The sequence below is a fragment of the Pseudoalteromonas sp. A757 genome (assembly GCF_004103285.1).
Taxonomy (GTDB): domain Bacteria; phylum Pseudomonadota; class Gammaproteobacteria; order Enterobacterales; family Alteromonadaceae; genus Pseudoalteromonas; species Pseudoalteromonas galatheae.
Map to the genome: position 1 here is coordinate 15,683 of NZ_QNQN01000072.1, position 15,482 is coordinate 31,164.

Annotated in this window: 17 protein-coding genes; 11 read left to right on the forward strand and 6 right to left on the reverse strand. The window is 43.7% G+C overall.

Annotated features, from left to right (window positions below; all coding sequences use genetic code 11):
• Window positions 1–37: 37 nt before the first annotated feature.
• The 3 genes from ovoA to DRB05_RS15705 form a co-directional block, all read right to left on the reverse strand.
• Window positions 38–2,143 (reverse strand): 5-histidylcysteine sulfoxide synthase, encoded by a 2,106-nt coding sequence (gene ovoA, locus DRB05_RS15695; RefSeq protein WP_128727766.1) that lies wholly within the window; start codon window positions 2,141–2,143, stop codon window positions 38–40.
• 302 nt (window positions 2,144–2,445) lie between these two features.
• A complete protein-coding gene (locus DRB05_RS15700) occupies window positions 2,446–3,309 on the reverse strand; it encodes a DUF417 family protein (protein ID WP_128727767.1) in 864 nt (287 codons plus the stop codon).
• Window positions 3,310–3,420: 111 nt separating this feature from the next.
• A complete protein-coding gene (locus tag DRB05_RS15705; protein WP_128727768.1) occupies window positions 3,421–4,308 on the reverse strand; it encodes a LysR family transcriptional regulator in 888 nt (295 codons plus the stop codon).
• 103 nt (window positions 4,309–4,411) lie between these two features.
• On the opposite strand from DRB05_RS15705, the gene DRB05_RS15710 reads away from it, so the two are divergent.
• The 5 genes from DRB05_RS15710 to DRB05_RS15730 all read left to right on the forward strand — a co-directional run bounded on the left by DRB05_RS15710 (window position 4,412) and on the right by DRB05_RS15730 (window position 8,730).
• Window positions 4,412–5,383 carry a TDT family transporter gene (locus DRB05_RS15710; protein ID WP_193554579.1) on the forward strand — a complete coding sequence of 324 codons (972 nt, stop codon included), beginning with the start codon at window positions 4,412–4,414 and terminating at the stop codon, window positions 5,381–5,383.
• Window positions 5,384–5,482: 99 nt separating this feature from the next.
• Complete coding sequence (locus tag DRB05_RS15715; protein ID WP_128727769.1) at window positions 5,483–5,968, forward strand: MarR family transcriptional regulator; 486 nt, start codon at window positions 5,483–5,485, stop codon at window positions 5,966–5,968.
• Window positions 5,961–7,025, forward strand: a complete 1,065-nt coding sequence (locus tag DRB05_RS15720; RefSeq protein ID WP_128727770.1) for an HlyD family secretion protein — start codon at window positions 5,961–5,963, stop codon at window positions 7,023–7,025. The genes DRB05_RS15715 and DRB05_RS15720 overlap by 8 nt, the downstream gene beginning before the upstream one ends.
• A 1-nt stretch (window position 7,026) precedes the next feature.
• Window positions 7,027–8,058: a DUF2955 domain-containing protein gene (locus tag DRB05_RS15725; RefSeq protein WP_128727771.1), complete on the forward strand. Its 1,032-nt coding sequence runs from the start codon at window positions 7,027–7,029 to the stop codon at window positions 8,056–8,058.
• A 15-nt stretch (window positions 8,059–8,073) separates the two neighbouring features.
• A complete protein-coding gene (locus DRB05_RS15730) occupies window positions 8,074–8,730 on the forward strand; it encodes a tRNA (adenine(22)-N(1))-methyltransferase TrmK (RefSeq protein WP_128727772.1) in 657 nt (218 codons plus the stop codon).
• A gap of 6 nt (window positions 8,731–8,736) precedes the next feature.
• Here the strand turns inward: DRB05_RS15730 and DRB05_RS15735 are convergent, their stop codons facing one another.
• A complete protein-coding gene (locus DRB05_RS15735) occupies window positions 8,737–9,804 on the reverse strand; it encodes an AI-2E family transporter (RefSeq protein ID WP_128727773.1) in 1,068 nt (355 codons plus the stop codon).
• On the reverse strand, window positions 9,797–10,048 hold the full coding sequence (locus DRB05_RS15740; protein ID WP_128727774.1) for a hypothetical protein: 252 nt from the start codon (window positions 10,046–10,048) through the stop codon (window positions 9,797–9,799). Before DRB05_RS15740 ends, DRB05_RS15735 begins: the two co-directional genes overlap by 8 nt.
• A 65-nt stretch (window positions 10,049–10,113) precedes the next feature.
• On the opposite strand from DRB05_RS15740, the gene DRB05_RS15745 reads away from it, so the two are divergent.
• From DRB05_RS15745 to DRB05_RS15765, 5 genes are all read left to right on the forward strand, one after another.
• Complete coding sequence (locus DRB05_RS15745) at window positions 10,114–10,779, forward strand: hypothetical protein (protein WP_128727775.1); 666 nt, start codon at window positions 10,114–10,116, stop codon at window positions 10,777–10,779.
• 1 nt (window position 10,780) lies between these two features.
• Complete coding sequence (locus tag DRB05_RS15750) at window positions 10,781–12,232, forward strand: M48 family metalloprotease (RefSeq protein ID WP_128727776.1); 1,452 nt, start codon at window positions 10,781–10,783, stop codon at window positions 12,230–12,232.
• 119 nt (window positions 12,233–12,351) lie between these two features.
• Window positions 12,352–12,699 carry an arsenate reductase (glutaredoxin) gene (gene arsC / locus DRB05_RS15755; RefSeq protein ID WP_128727777.1) on the forward strand — a complete coding sequence of 116 codons (348 nt, stop codon included), beginning with the start codon at window positions 12,352–12,354 and terminating at the stop codon, window positions 12,697–12,699.
• On the forward strand, window positions 12,699–13,250 hold the full coding sequence (wrbA, locus tag DRB05_RS15760; protein WP_128727778.1) for an NAD(P)H:quinone oxidoreductase: 552 nt from the start codon (window positions 12,699–12,701) through the stop codon (window positions 13,248–13,250). The genes arsC and wrbA overlap by 1 nt, the downstream gene beginning before the upstream one ends.
• Window positions 13,247–13,684, forward strand: a complete 438-nt coding sequence (locus DRB05_RS15765; RefSeq protein ID WP_128727779.1) for a DUF2069 domain-containing protein — start codon at window positions 13,247–13,249, stop codon at window positions 13,682–13,684. Before wrbA ends, DRB05_RS15765 begins: the two co-directional genes overlap by 4 nt.
• A 94-nt stretch (window positions 13,685–13,778) precedes the next feature.
• Here DRB05_RS15765 and DRB05_RS15770 read toward each other — a convergent pair whose 3' ends face one another.
• Entirely contained in the window at window positions 13,779–15,113 is a 1,335-nt protein-coding gene (locus DRB05_RS15770; protein ID WP_128727780.1) for an ankyrin repeat domain-containing protein, read from the reverse strand.
• A gap of 143 nt (window positions 15,114–15,256) precedes the next feature.
• On the opposite strand from DRB05_RS15770, the gene DRB05_RS15775 reads away from it, so the two are divergent.
• Window positions 15,257–15,451, forward strand: a complete 195-nt coding sequence (locus DRB05_RS15775; RefSeq protein WP_128727781.1) for a DUF2897 family protein — start codon at window positions 15,257–15,259, stop codon at window positions 15,449–15,451.
• Window positions 15,452–15,482 lie beyond the last annotated feature (31 nt).

The window sequence follows — 15,482 nt, forward strand, 5'->3', positions numbered from 1 at the left end:
ATCATGCCAGCATTTTTGCTGGCATATGTATCAAAGACTATTTAAGACGCCATAACGTAAGTTGACACTCCTCTAGTTCAACTTTACGTGCGTTTTTGCTTATGGCGGACATCACTTCGTCTGCAGCGAGCAACTCAAAGTCTTGTCCCAGTAAAATTTCTAAACCATCGCGGCCTGTGACATTTTCACCACTGACCTTATAACCGCCCAACCAGTTTTGTGCTTGGGTCAGCGCTTTGTCCCACTGATAGGCAGAACTTATCGCAAGGATCCCTCCAGCGTTCAAACGCGATTTAATTTGGTTTAAAAAAGTTTTTGGTGAATATAAGTACTCTACAACGCGATGACATAAGATTAAGTCATACTCTGCGAATTGTGGTTTAAGGTTATGACCATCCCCTTGGCAGAAATGAATACGATCACTGAGTTCATCAAAACCCAATTGCGAAGTCGACACTTCGTGGAAATTCACAATTTCACCTTCAATCTCGGTGGCAAAACGTACCGGTGAGCCTTCTTTTAAGGCCAACGCGTGCTGAATATTGCGCGCAGTAAAATCGATACCGTCGACTTGTGTAAAGTGTTTGGCTAATTCAAAGCTTGCGCGACCGACCGAGCATCCCAAGTCCAGCGCTTTATCTGTATTACCTTGATAATGCGTCATTAGCTTTGAAACAACACTTTGCAATGGATTACCAAAATGCATGACAGGCTTGCCGTAGTGACTATGTAGCGCATTAGCAACGTCAGCATCCATTTCACACAAGTTGACCTTTTGCACTGGCACCTGTGGTTCCTCACTTTCGATATATCTAAATCCGGCATGTTGGAAGAAGTGGCGTCTAAAGGCATAACGTGAATCTCGCACGGCTTCGTTGCCTGTAGAAATCCAAGAACCGCCTTTGATCAGATTATGTTTACCGTCAAAAGTAGGTGTCGAGAAATCATCGTATAAAGGGTGCACTTTAAAGCCGCTGTATGCGTCGATTGGACTCTCCGTCCATTGCCAAACATTGCCGATGATGTCGAATAAGCCTTCAGTTTCAAAACGATTAACCGGGCAGCTTGAAGCACATACTTCAAGGTTGATGTTCCCTGGCGCTTCATTCCATGTCGGCAGATCAACATCAAGCTTATCACGTAGTACTTGCCACTCAGCTTCTGTTGGTAAGCGTACGAAGTGCTCACTTTGCTCGGATTTCCAATTACAAAAAGCCTTTGCTTCAAGGTAATTAACCTCAACTGGCCAGTTGAGTGGTAACGGGATCTCCTCAGCTAAGTTTCGCTGCCATAAGCCTGTGTCTTTCTTTATCCAAAAGCGCGGCATGGTTGATTTAGTTGAAGCCAACCAAGCTTGACCTTCAGCCGTCCAAAACTCAGGCTGATTGTAGCCACCAGCTTCGACAAAGGTTAAAAACTCTTGGTTTGAAACCACATACTTACTGGCCTTGAATGGCGACACATTGACGTCTTGCACACCATATTCATTATCCCAACCGTAGGTTTGATTTGACTCAGGTTTACCAAGCCGAACATCACAACCACTTACTGAAACTAGGCTGTTGTCAGGTGCGTCACCGTACTCATCACACGCTTCCCAACCGGGTTGTAAAGTCAAGTCAGCCAGCGGCAGCATTCGTATGATCACCGAAGAAGTTTCCAAATGGATGCGCTCATGTTCAATACCCATTAGGACAACCCACGCAAGGCTATCTTGGGTAATTGGAAGGGTAATATCCATCTTGTCTATTAACCCGTTAATAAGCGCATTCACTTGTTGGCGATAAGCACGCACTTCAGACACCGTTGGCCAATCGTAATTATTGCTATCAAGGTCGTCCCAAGACATTTCATCTACACCGACAGCGCAGGTAGATTCAATATGAGGATTAACGCGTTGAGTGATGTATTTCCCTAACATCAACTTGTTAACGTAAAAACAAGCGGTATGACCGAAATAGAAAATGAGTGGATGCCGTAACCGCTCAGCCTTCACAAAATAGGCATCGTCATTGTTGATATTGCTAAATAATGATTCGTACTGCTGCCAGCTGTTGTTGAAGTATGCTTTGATCTCAGCGCGCTTTTTCTCTACGTCGCCACCTGAAAGCCAGATTGGCTTTAATGTATTTGGTCTTTCCATACAATTATCTTCTTTAAACTTGCTACTTCGATACATACACCATTTCAATGCATGCAGCTTTTAAACTTTGCTCACTTTGCCACTTAATGCCAATGGCATCTTGCTGTATACGTTTGATAATCTAGCTTAGACCACTGATATCAACTTTTTATGACCTTAGCTTATTCACATTTAATTTTCACTGCCGATAGGACTATTTTCAGAAAAAACTTCACTTGGCACATCTGGCACATATGATGAAAATAAAAAGAGCGCAACTCAGGTCACGCTCTTTTGGCAGCGGGGCTGCATCACAATGAAATTTACGCGACTGCAGACTCTAGAGACTCAGACGGGCTGGACTCCAATGTCAAAAATGCCATCACTATGATATTGGCGATAAACCACAAGTCTTTAATCACAAATTGTCCCAAGCCGCCTAGTAAGCTCATGTCGCTAAACGCACCCGAGGCGGTAAACAGAAAGCTTTGCGTCATAACAAATACCGCGAGACATCCAAGGCTTGCAACCCCAATCAAGACTCGCTGTTTGAACCAAATGCCAATGCCAAGCAAGCCTGCCATCAATAGGTCATAAGCACCTATCACGTTTGAGGCTTCTTGCACAGTAAACAGCTCATACATCCAAGACATAAACGGTGAAGTTTCTACTAGCGGCACTATTGCCTTAGCTTCGAGTTCGAGAAATTTCATCCCACCGATCCAGGCTAAAACCAATGCCACAGGAAAATAGTTCGCCCACACTAGCGCTCGCGCGTTGATATGATGACGGCAGTAGAGAAATAAGGCGATGGGTATTAACGCAAAATATTTGATGACCCCTTGTCCAGAACCAATAACCGGAAAGCCACCATGGGCTGCGATCCAACGATTTTCGGCAAATAACGTCAACAAGGTAAATAAACTAATGATGGCGATTAAGGCAAGCGGCCACGCCGTAGGAACAATCTTACATTGCTGTAAAATGACTAGACCCGCGGCAACCATTAACGCAAAGCCAAATACAATACCAAGTGTGGCAACAGGCACCCACTCCGTTAAGCCGTAAAAGCTAAAGGTGCCTGAAATACTATTTGGCCCAGCGCCAAACAAAAATGAAATGCCAAGCAGTAATAAGCTCACTGCTAACAGGCCTGAAATAGAATAGTCGATAGTTCTGAACGACATATGTAACCTCTTAATCTGCTATTGTCTAAAAGACCCGAGGTATGAGAAAGTTCATTCAGCGTCTGTGGAATTAATACCAACTACAAGATGGATTGAGTAGCTAGACAGGCCCTAATTCTGTCGTGATTCTTGACGCCAGTGCGTCGCAAAGGCAATGAGTTGCGTTAATATTGGGCTTTGAAATTTATCTTTACGCGTCACCAGCCAAAACTGCCTCGGTGCGGCTTTTAAACCTGAAAGCGCCTTAATTCGTTGCTGTGCTATGGCATGTTCAGCGGAGTATTTTGAGATACACGCTACACCGAGCCCTGCCGCCACACCATTTATAATCGCCTCGGTAGAATTTAACTCAAATGCGGTTCGCCACGACGTAAGCTGCGTTGCAATATTCGCTAAGAAAAACTCTCGACTGCCGGAGCCTTGTTCCCGCAACAGCCAACGAGATTGATTTTGCAAAAGAGTTTGAAAGTCAGTTGCCACGAAGTCCATTGCACTCACGATACACATTTCATCTTCAAACCAAGGCATGATGTCTAAATCTTCGCCTATCACTCGACCTTCAACAAAACCAATATCTAATTCATAATCACGAAGCATGGCGCACACCTTCGCCGTATTGGTGATAAACAACTGCTGTTGCGTGTGTCCAGTTTGCTGCTGAAAAGCGGCTAACATGGGAGGCAATAAATGATTGCCTAAGGTATCGCTGGCACCAATTTTAATTTCGCCATATAGCCTCTCGCTTTCTTTAAATAGGGAATCTAAGAAGCGACACCTATCAAGCACTTGATGCGCATGCGGTAGTAATAGCTCTCCGGCAGAGTTTATCATTAATCGATTATTTACACGATCGAATAACGGTTGCTCGAGATGGCGCTCTAACTCCGCTAGTGCCATGCTAACAGCTGCCTTAGTTAAACATAGCTTTTCCGCTGCGGCCGTGATCGAACGCTCTTGCACGATTACCGTAAATACATTGAGTTGTTTGAGGGTTACCATCTTCGTTAAGAATTACTGAACACCAATTTAAATATATTCAGATATTCTTAATTAAAGCGCAAGCGTATTATCCCTTCACCGAACAATTGTTGTGAAATTACGCATGGCTACTCTTCATTCTTATAGTAAAAAGCTCACCGCCAATATCCCCACCCCGATGTCTGGTCTTGCTCTTGGGCTGGCTAGTTTAGGCTGGTGTATCAGTAATCTCTTTCCCGCACTCTTTGTATTAAAACCTTCAAGTGCACTTCTGGCTGGCTTTATTTTATTGCTGTTAGTGCTTAAGTTTATTCATCAACCAGCTCAATTAAGAGCAGATCTCGCAGATCCAGTGATTGGGAGTGTATTACCAACCAGCGCCATGACCATCATGGTGATTTCTCATAGCATCTCGGCCTATTCTCATCTTATCGCAACTGTGGTTTGGCTGCTCGCCATTGCACTTCACTTAGGGTTGCTAACCAGCTTTGTGTATTTTCGCAGCCGCAATTTTGAGCTTAACCAGCTAGTGCCAAGTTGGTTTATTCCCCCTGTTGGGTTTGTCGTTGCCGATGTCACCTTTAACGGCATGTTAGCGTTGCAACCCTTGGCAATGGGACTTTGGTACTTGGGGGTTATATTTTACCTGCTACTGCTACCATTCATGATTTACCGTTTATGTAGAGGCAGTGCCATACCACAGCAAACCCAGCCCACAATTGCAGTTATGGCAGCGCCTGCGAGTCTATGTTTAGCAGGATATTTGAGTGTCCACCCAATGCCAGCGGCTGGCGTGGTGTTTGCTTTACTGAGCATTGCTATTGTTATGACCCTAGCGATATATCTTGCTTTTATTCAGCTTCTGCGGTTGCCATTTAGTCCTGCTTTCGCGGCATATACCTTTCCCTTAGTCATCGGCGTCACCGCCATTAGTAAGGTCGTCACTTGGCTCAGCAGCGAGCACTTAAACTCAGGCTGGCTAAGCTTGTTGCAATACCTAGTTTGGCTTGAACTTGTTGTTGCGATCGCTGTAATTAGCCACGTTTGTGTTCACTATGCGCGATTCTTACTAAAAATAAGCACCGCCAATTCATAGAGTTAAAGCTAATATTGCAATAACCTAAACGCGCACCATTTACTTAGCATGCTAACTAACTTAAAATGCTTAGCATGCTAAGTAAATATACCTTAAGTCATGTCGTCACTTCCATTTCATGAAACGCTCGATCTTAGTCTCTGTGGCAAGTTAGGCCGAGTCCATAGAATTTGCCGTCAAGCTGTAACCCAAGCTGTAGAGCCACTCGGTTTTACCCAGCCACGCTGGACTGCCATGATGCATATTCATCATTTAGGTGAGGGCTGCACACAACACCAATTAGCGAGCAGTTTAGATATCGAAATGCCGAGCCTGACTCGCACGATGAAACAGTTAGAAGAGAATAATGTAATTGAGCGCCGCATTGATAAGCAAGACAAACGCTGTCGTAAAATCTACTTCACCGCGCACGGGCAAGCCCAGTTAGCGCAGCTAAAGATGCGGATCAGTGAAGTGAAGGCACATTTATATCATGGGCTTAGCGATGACGAGCTCAATGCTATTGCACATGCTTTGGTCAAACTTGAGAACAATGCTCAGCAATGTTGTGACAATATTTCTGAAAATGGGAGTACCAGTGAGTAAACTTAGTCCAGATCAGCAATTTTCCCGCTACGTAAAGGTTTCAATCGCCGTTTTCGCACTCTGCTTTAGTTATTTTATCTTTGCTGATCTCTACATACCAATGACGCCTCAGGCGCGTGTGTATCATCAAGTAACCAAAGTGACGCCTAAAATCAGTGGTGAAGTGCTTACAGTGAATGTCAGCAATAACCAAAGAGTTCAGCAAGGGCAATTACTGCTTACTATCGATGAAGCGCCGTATCGGTTAGCATTAGCTAAGGCTGAGCTCGCTTTGGCAGAGGTTAATCAACAGAACAAACAATTAGATGCACAAATAGTTGCCCAGCAAGCGCAAATAGAGGCTGCTGTAGCTAAGTATGATGAGCAACAACGACTGTATAAGCGCAGCCAATCTTTGCTGTCACAACACGCAATTTCAACGCAGGAATCAGATCAAATTCAAGCAAATTTTGCGACGGCTAAGTCACAGCTTAGGGCACTTAGAGCTAATCTGCATGCGCTTGAAGTAAAGCGTGGTGCAGCCGACGAACATAATATTGCACTACAGCAAGCACAAAATGCTGTAGAGCAGGCTAAATTGCAGCTCAGTTATACCGAAGTCCGCGCGCCTCATGATGGCATCATTAGTAACTTACAGATCACTACGGGTACCTATGCTCGCACGGGTGTGAGTCTAACCAGTTTGGTTTCGGACAATATTGACTTAGCTGCGGATTTCAGAGAAAAATCGCTTTACCACGTCAAAATTGGCGAACAAGCATTAGTGAGCTTTGATGCGTTACCGGGCAAAGTCTATCCTGCAGTGATCCATGAGTTTTCTGCCGGCGTCAGTGATGGACAGCTTAATGCCGACGGCCAATTGGCTGCCGTTGAGACTTCCAACCGCTGGGTGCGAGATGCGCAGCGTCAACGCGTTTATTTAGCATTTGATGAGCCATTACCTTTACTAGCAAGTGGTGCAAGAGCGACAGTTCAAGTCCTACCTGAAAGCACTTTGCTTGCAACGCTTGCACAAGCGCAAATCAAATTCGTCAGTCTACTTCACTACGTTTATTGATATGAAAGTTGCACTGAACGCCAATGACCTGAGACAGATGCTGCGTATTGCAACTGGCAGTACGCTAGGTTTTGCACTAAGCAAACTGCTCAACTGGCCGTACGGTATCTTTTTTACCGTATATCCCATGCTGCTGCTTGGATTAGTACCAATGTTAAATGCACACATAGTGTGCCAGTTTATCTTAAGTGGGTTGCTCTGTGCCTTTTCGGTATTGGTGCTACAAGGGCTATTTGGCTTCCACCCTGCGTTAATGTCCTTACTCACTTTTGCCTTATTTGCCTTTTTGTTTTTGCAAATGAGCAAAGGCGTTAACTTCTTATTTGGCGCAATGAGTGTGGTGGGACTATCAATCCAACTTCATTTTGCCAGTTATACTTCAACCAGTGGTGGCTTATATTCACTCATAGCCAGTAACTCTCTGGCTATTATCATTAGTATCGCAACTGCATATGTAATGCATTGGTTATTTCCGGACGTTACCGTGCGTCAATTACCACCACGGCCAGCAAAAGATGCGGCAAGTATTCGCCATGAAGTCTTACTATGCGCCACCGTAGCCACACTCTCATTTATGGTATTCCAAATCCTAGATTTACAAGATTCCGTTTCCGCTCAAGCGGCATCAATATTAATTCTCTTTCCACTGAGTTGGAAGGCGGCGGGCACTGCTGGCTGGCAACGCGCAGTCGGCACGCTGATAGGCTGTAACTTAGCGTTAGCAGCGCAAATCCTACTGCAAACCTATAGCCAGATTTTACTTTTTCCAATTTTGATTTTATGGATCTTAGTCTTCATTTTTAGTCGCTATCACTTGCTAAGTGGTGGTGCTCCAGGGATTGGCTTTGGTATTATTACCACTTTTGGGATCTTGTTTGGGCAGTCTCTCGCACCAAATCAAGATTTAATCTACAGCGCACTATATCGCTTCAGTTCAGTGAGCGTTGCAATTACGGTAAGTCTCTGTGCAATTTACCTTATTCATCGCTTACTTAATCACTTTAGCGCAACGCGGCACCACACCTACGCCTGAATAAAAGGAGTCCACTTGAAGCTTGGAAAACGCTTACAGACTTTACATGACGTTGTTACTGAAGACTATCAACATATTTGGGACTGCTGCTGCGATCATGGCCAGCTTGGTGCACAATTTTTAGACTCGAGCCAAGCGCACATACACTTTGTTGATGTAGTCCCAGCGCTTATCGCGAAAGTGAAACTAGATCTCGCACGCTTCTTTCCAGAAGCTGAAGCGCGCTATAGCCTTTACACCCAAGACGTTGCGAAGCTCCCTCTTGCACAGCACTCAGGCAGGCAGTTAGTGATCATCGCAGGTGTTGGCGGCGACTTAACCGCAGAACTGATGACAAGCCTTTGCCACAAATTACCTGACGAGGTCGATTTCTTGCTTTGCCCAGTTCATCATCATTATACCCTGAGGCAAACCTTACAATCTTTGCCACTTAAGCTGATCCATGAATCACTGGTTGAGGAAAATCGACGTATTTACGAAGTACTCTATCTCACTTCAGGTAAGACTGGCGCTGCCATAACTCCATTAGGCAAAGCGATTTGGCAACAAGGTACGCTTTCCAAACGCTATTTAGAGAAAACGCTGGAGCATTATGCACGAGTTGCCAAAGGCAAACCCGAAGCGCAAAACATTTTTTCAGCCTATCAACAAGTTACACTATCAATAGGCTGAACGAGGTTATTTGGCCAGCAATTCTTCACTCTTACTCGACCATGCGTTTATCAGTGCTTTGACAAGGGATGCCAATGGAATGGCAAAGAACACCCCCCAAAAACCCCAAAGGCCGCCAAAGAACAACACTGCGACAATAATATAAACAGGGTTGAGATCCACGGCTTCAGAAAACAGTAACGGTACCAAAACATTGCCGTCTAACGCTTGAATTATGCTGTACGCAATAACGATAGTCCAAAACTCTGGCGCAAGACCAAATTGAAATAGCGCAACAGCAGCAACAGGCAATGTAACCAGTGCAGCACCGACAAATGGAATAAGTACAGAAAGCCCTACCAAAGTGCCTAATAATGCAGCATAGCGCAACTCCAATATAGAAAAGGTCACAAAGCTCACCAAACCCACGATAACAATCTCGAAAACCTTACCCCGAATATAATTCATGATCTGCTGGTCCATTTCATGCCACACTTGCGAAATGAGCTTTCTGTCTTTAGGTATTATTTTTGAGATTCCGGACGTCAGCTCTGACTTGTCTTTCAACATGAAAAAAGCGAGTAGTGGCACTAGCACCAAATAAATCATCCATGCAACCACATCTCTTAATGAAGTAAGCGAGGCTGAGACAATGACTTCACCAAGCTCTAGTAATTTATTTTCTACCGAGGTAACAATTGCTTGAACCTGAGTGGTAGAGATCAAAGTCGGATAGTATTCGGGTAAATGTAAGAGGAAATCTTTTCCTTCTTCAACCATAGTTGGGCTTTCTTGGAGTAAATTGCTCAATTGTTGCCACAAAACAGGAACGATACCAAATACCAAACCCAAGGTAATACCGACAAATACAGCCATCACGACGACAGCTGATAACACCCTGCTGCCAGTCACCCGAGTTAGCTTATTCACTGGCCACTCTAACAAGTAGGCTATCACGATTGCCACCAGCACCGGCATGACATAGCTGCCAAAAAAGTACAGTAACGCAACCGAAGCAACTAGCATCAGCAATAGCGTGACTGAATGCGGATCTGAAAACTTCTTGATATACCACGCTTTGACTAATTCAAACATCCATGATCTCCAAACACACTTCTTCACCCTTTAGTTCAATAATTTGGTAACTGATTGCGTTACCATCCAAATACTTTTTGATATCTAACAAGCTTTGTTCCTGACTCATCAGCAGTTTAAGTTTGCCTAGAGTATAGTCATGTCGCTTTAACCGCCACTTAAACTGAACAAATAATGCAGGACAGGTAAATTCTCGCAAATCATGTACAACTTTGGTTGTTTTGGCGCCACACAAATCACTCAATGCAGTAGCCCTCAAGGCGTTGATGGTTTATTCTTAATAGCATACTCTACTTCTTGGGAATCTTAATGCCAGGCGTTAATAATAAGGCCCGATTGCCAGCCAATCCAACATTAAAAGAAATAAATTGGTACAAAAAGCAAATTAATTGGGGTGAACTACCACCATTTTATCACCTTGTTGCCTCAGCAGTGAGTGAATGTGAAGGTCTGCTCCATCACGGCTTTGATAACGCAGTCAAACGTTTGCTAGATAAGCGAAACTGGAATATCGACCTATTAGGTGGTTATGAAGACGACAGTGGCATAATCCACTGTGACAATAAACCTCAAATAGCATTACACCAAGCATTTACTGAAAGAGGCTTTGAGCTGTGGGCTTACCCAATAGCCAAAGGTACCAAGATTGATGCCTATGTTAAAGATAATCGTTTTTTAGAATTCCGAGTGTGGGATCCGCACACGATGAAAAACTTACTGCGTATTAACCAGCTCCATAAGTTCATTGCGTTTTACTTTGAACGTGGTGATATAGCTGACAAAGCCTTAATACTTCATGCGCATAAAGTGCTGCATATGACAGTGACGTTTTTGCAAAAAGAATTGAACATCACCAGCGTTGGTGGTGTCTCAATAAAAGATTTTTACCAACTTTGTGAAAAAGATGCTCGAGCATGCAATGATGAGGTCGACTTAGCTAGGATCATGCTCGGAGAAGATCTTAAAAGGGATTAAAATGCGGTTAAAACCCCTATTAAATTCAATCGTTTTAACGTTTGCGCTCGCGACATCCAGTAGCGCTATTGCACAAACGGAGCTGAAGTTACCAGACTTAGGAACTTCGGCTCTCCAAGTACTACCTATTGAAAAAGAGCAAGCGATTGGCGAAGTCATGATGATGCAGCTGCGCTCCCGCTCTCCTGTGGTTGGCGATCCCGTTCTTGAAGAGTATTTAACCAGTCTGGGCAATCGCCTCGTCGCCAACGCTAATGACGTGCGCTTTCCATTTACCTTTTTTTGGATAAATAATAAAGATATTAATGCTTTTGCTTTTTATGGGGGTCATGTAGGAGTACATACCGGACTCATTGCACAATCTGATAACGAGAGCCAATTAGCATCCGTTATTGGCCACGAAATTGCACACGTAACTCAGCGACATTTAGCACGCCGAGTACAAAACGCAAAAGACAACAGCGCCTTAACCATCGCGGGGCTTATTACTGGTATTTTGGCAACCGTTGTTGCCCCAGATGCGGGTATCGCTATCTTATCCGCAAGCCAGACCCAGTCTTCATTAAACCAGTTAACGCATAGCCGAAAAGCAGAGCAGGAAGCCGATCGGTTTGGTATGAATACATTACATAAAGCAGGTTTTGACCCCTATGCAGCCAGTGAATTTTTAACTAAACTCTCGGATCAAATTCGCTTTAAAAATAAACCCCCCGCCTTTTTGCTTACACACCCATTACCCGACAGTCGAGTATCAGATGTTAGGCTTAGGGCACAACAATTCGAGAAAAAGCATTATCCTTCAAGCCTCTCCTATGCATTGGCTAAAAGTCGTGTACTTGCTCGATACTATTATGCAGAAGATGCTGGAGAAGCCTTTTTTAGAAACTCCTTAAATCGCTCTGCAGATCTCGACAAACGCGCACTACAGTACGGATTAGCAATCACCTTACTCGACCAGAAAAAATACGAGGAAGCTGGCAAACTATTAGATGAGTTACTAGCAAAAGATCCGAATAACCTCTTCTACCTTGATGTGTATACCGATTATTTAATTGCAACGGACAGATCTGCTAAAGCAGTTGAGATGCTTCAAGCCCAACATCAACTTAGACCCAATAACCAAGTTATCACGCTGAATTACGCCAATGCCGCAATAAAAGCAAAACAGTATGAAGTTGCTGAGCAGCTACTCAAGATCTTCTTGCTTGAGAAACCGGATCATATTCTCGCTCGTGATTTGCTCACACAAACCTATGAAGCACAAGAAAACAAGGCCGCGTACCATGAATCAAAAGCTGGCGTTTACGCGCAATACGGCGCATTCACAAAAGCTGCGGATGAAGTACAACGTGCACTTAATCACGTCGAAGATAACGAAGATATCAAACGTACTAGGCTGAAAGCGCTACTTAGCCAATATCGTAATATGCAAAAAGAAATCGCTAAGCTGTAGGCTTAGCGATTGCTTACAGCAATAGTAAAAACGTATTTAAGCCAAATTTCTTGCGCATCGCTTTTCGTCACCTCGACATTAAGCTATGATCCGTTTACATTACGAATTAGAGCAAAATAATGTCAGTAGAAATCTATCACAACCCGCGCTGTTCAAAATCACGTGAAACCCTAGCTTTACTGGAGTCCAATGGCGTTAATCCTATCGTTATTGAATATCTAAAGACGCCAATCGATAGTGACACTTTAGCTAATTTACTTTCTAAACTTGGGTTTAGCTCAGCTCACCAACTCATCCGTAGCAAAGAAACGCTCTACAAAGAGCTTGGACTATCGAAAGACTCAGACGAAACGACACTGCGCACAGCAATGCTCGAAAATCCAAAACTAATTGAGCGTCCTATCGTTGTCAACGATGACAAGGCAGCGATTGGTAGACCCCCAGAGTCAGTGCTTGATATCCTGTAATGAGTAAAATTCTTATTTTATACCACTCCAGTCATGGCTCTGTGGCGAATATGGCGCACGAATTTGCAGATACCATAGTGGCACAAGGCGGGGAAGCTATGATCCGCGTATTCGAGAAACGCCAAGATCATGATGTGGTAGTAACAAAGCAAGACTTAATATCGTGTGACGGTCTGGCGTTCGGTACGCCAACACGTTTTGGTATGATGGCAGCCCAAGCCAAAGCGTTTTGGGAAACCACCAGCGACTTATGGCTTAAAGGCGCGCTTATCGATAAACCGGCCTGCGTATTTTCGTCTTCAAGCAGTATGCACGGTGGCAACGAGGCAACCCTACTCAACCTCTCTTTACCGTTATTACACCACGGCATGATGTTGTTAGGCATTCCCTATGATGTGCCAGAACTTTTGGCGACCGAAATGGGCGGAACGCCTTACGGTGCTACACACGTCGCTGGCAGCCAAAACAATGTCTCGCTCACTCAAACCGAAATCAAAATTTGCCGTGCAGCCGCTAGTCGACTGCTACGTATCGCGGAAAAGTTAACATGAATGAAATTGCAAAAAAACCTATCACTAGGCGCTTTCAACTCTTTGCGCTAGTTGGGTATTTTGGCCTTTTAATATTGATGCCACTTTGGCTCTTTGTGCTTGCACCAAGAGAAGGTTACAGCTTGGGCTTTGTCTTTGTGGTGTACGTTTTACCTTTATTACTCCCGCTTAAAGGGATTCTACAGGATAAGCCTTATACTTATGCTTGGGCTAACTTTATCGTGATGTTTTATTTTATCCATGGCTTTACCCTTTTGTGGACATCTCCAGACGAGCTTCTGTTAGTCCTGCTTGAGATTGGCTTTGCAACATCCATGTTTATTGGTTGTACCTACTATGCAAGGCACAGAGGTCAAGAGTTAGGATTGAAGATCCGCAAGTTAAAAGAAGACCTCGCTGACGAAAAGGCAGCTCACGAACATAAAGAGTCATAATCTCGCTTGTGTAACCACATTAAAAAAGCGCAGTCTTCAATTAAGCAACTGCGCTTTTTAGCATCAATCTATCAGCTTAGTTCGTTACAGTAAACTACTGCAATGATAGTACGGCTATCAACACCAATACTGAAAACAATACCTGCACACCAATACTAAGCCATGCTAACGCATTTACACCGATGAGTGACCAAGGCGTTGAGCTGTTTGGATATAGAGGGTTGCTGCGTTTACGCCTCGCAAAAACAAAAATTGCGATAGAAGCAGCCGTAGTGACAAGTGTTGCTATGGTTTTTTCATCCACTTCATCAGTAAAAAATAAAAATAACTGAAGTGGTAATAAAATAGCAGCAAAGGCATAAAGAATATGGACGGTTTTTATTTTTTGATACTTTGCTTCATTAGAAAGCTCGATTATACCGTGCTGTTCAAATGTTTGCTTAGAAGTAAGCGCCTGATTTTTCATCGCCACACGGTAAGGGGTGTCACCATGAATATCCGCGAGTGTTGGGTCATCACCATGTTCAAAAATCATTTCTATCATTGCTGCCGAGTTAGATGCCGCCGCATAATGCATTAAATTGCGGCCCGATTCATCTAACTCATTAACATTATGGTGTGGCAACATGGTTTCAACCGCACTCACAAAACCATTTTCAACAGCCAGCATAATAGCAGAACGCCCACTGCTATCTCTTGCGGTTCCTTTTGCTCCCTGTGTAACCAGCGTAATAATTGCAGACTGTTTCACCTGTTGCTGGGTTAATTGAAACAATAATGCTTGCTCCAAAAGGCCGCTCACCTCATCTTCATCACACATGGCACATAGCAGTTCGAACGTCAGCTGCCCATCCAACAGACTATCCGTAGCTAACTTCGCGGTGGCAGCCCGGTCGAGCATACAAGTGTCAAGATGGGTTAGCAAAGCGGTGTGAATTTCTTGCGAACTATTGCACCATAGAGACACAATTTCTTTCGCACTAAATTTCACTCCTATTTCTAATAACCAAATTAAAGTTTTTTCATATTGCTTGTCACAAAGCAATTCTACAAAAGATAAGTGTTGATCCTGTACTTGGACTTGAATATTTGAATACTGACCAAGGCGCTGAATAAGTGTTTTTATTAGCTCATCCTGATCGGTCTCATTGTCTTCAATGTGTTGAATCACACTATTAACGTATTGACGCTGCTTGTCGTCATAGTCATCAATATGTTGAAAGTAACAGGCTTCGAACGGCTCTAGCGGGCGTAACCAAGCAAGGTAGAATAAAGGAGGTAGAACAGTGGTCGTTACACCCTGCTCATCTTTAATTTGTTGGCAATTCGGCCATGCCTCTATGGCATCTAGAATATAAGCACCGTTTTGTTCGATTAACCCCTTTAACAGCATGGGATACTGGGCAGGCCAAATTAACACTTGTTCCATGAATGCGCTATTATCCTCAGAATGTAAATATATGCAGCATAATTATCGCGAAATGACTAGGTGGTGAATAATATCAACAGTCGCGCTAAAATGCCCACCTATTTCAGGACAAATTTAAAAATAGATAACTTTTAGGGGGTAGAATGAATAATCAATTAGAGACATGGCAAGTGATTTTGATCATTGTTGGCGTGTTAGGGGTGATCTGGAGCAACATTGCGTTGTTAAAATATTCCGCCAAATTTGAAATGAAAAAGAAAATCGACGAGCAGACGGCGCCTTTTGACAAAGATAAGGTAACACCCAAAAACAATAAACCGAAAGAAGGTGGAGACTGAAGCATACTGCAATGTTAGGTATGCAGTTTAC

Coding starts and splice junctions, on each gene's coding strand:
- DRB05_RS15725 (WP_128727771.1), top strand. CDS start 7,027: ATGAAAGTTGCACTGAACGCCAATGACCTGAGACAGATGCTGCGTATT.
- ovoA (WP_128727766.1), bottom strand. CDS start 2,143: ATGGAAAGACCAAATACATTAAAGCCAATCTGGCTTTCAGGTGGCGAC.
- DRB05_RS15710 (WP_193554579.1), top strand. CDS start 4,412: ATGGCTACTCTTCATTCTTATAGTAAAAAGCTCACCGCCAATATCCCC.
- wrbA (WP_128727778.1), top strand. CDS start 12,699: ATGAGTAAAATTCTTATTTTATACCACTCCAGTCATGGCTCTGTGGCG.
- DRB05_RS15765 (WP_128727779.1), top strand. CDS start 13,247: ATGAATGAAATTGCAAAAAAACCTATCACTAGGCGCTTTCAACTCTTT.
- DRB05_RS15745 (WP_128727775.1), top strand. CDS start 10,114: ATGCCAGGCGTTAATAATAAGGCCCGATTGCCAGCCAATCCAACATTA.
- DRB05_RS15715 (WP_128727769.1), top strand. CDS start 5,483: ATGTCGTCACTTCCATTTCATGAAACGCTCGATCTTAGTCTCTGTGGC.
- DRB05_RS15770 (WP_128727780.1), bottom strand. CDS start 15,113: ATGGAACAAGTGTTAATTTGGCCTGCCCAGTATCCCATGCTGTTAAAG.
- DRB05_RS15705 (WP_128727768.1), bottom strand. CDS start 4,308: ATGGTAACCCTCAAACAACTCAATGTATTTACGGTAATCGTGCAAGAG.
- DRB05_RS15750 (WP_128727776.1), top strand. CDS start 10,781: ATGCGGTTAAAACCCCTATTAAATTCAATCGTTTTAACGTTTGCGCTC.
- arsC (WP_128727777.1), top strand. CDS start 12,352: ATGTCAGTAGAAATCTATCACAACCCGCGCTGTTCAAAATCACGTGAA.
- DRB05_RS15700 (WP_128727767.1), bottom strand. CDS start 3,309: ATGTCGTTCAGAACTATCGACTATTCTATTTCAGGCCTGTTAGCAGTG.
- DRB05_RS15735 (WP_128727773.1), bottom strand. CDS start 9,804: ATGTTTGAATTAGTCAAAGCGTGGTATATCAAGAAGTTTTCAGATCCG.
- DRB05_RS15775 (WP_128727781.1), top strand. CDS start 15,257: ATGAATAATCAATTAGAGACATGGCAAGTGATTTTGATCATTGTTGGC.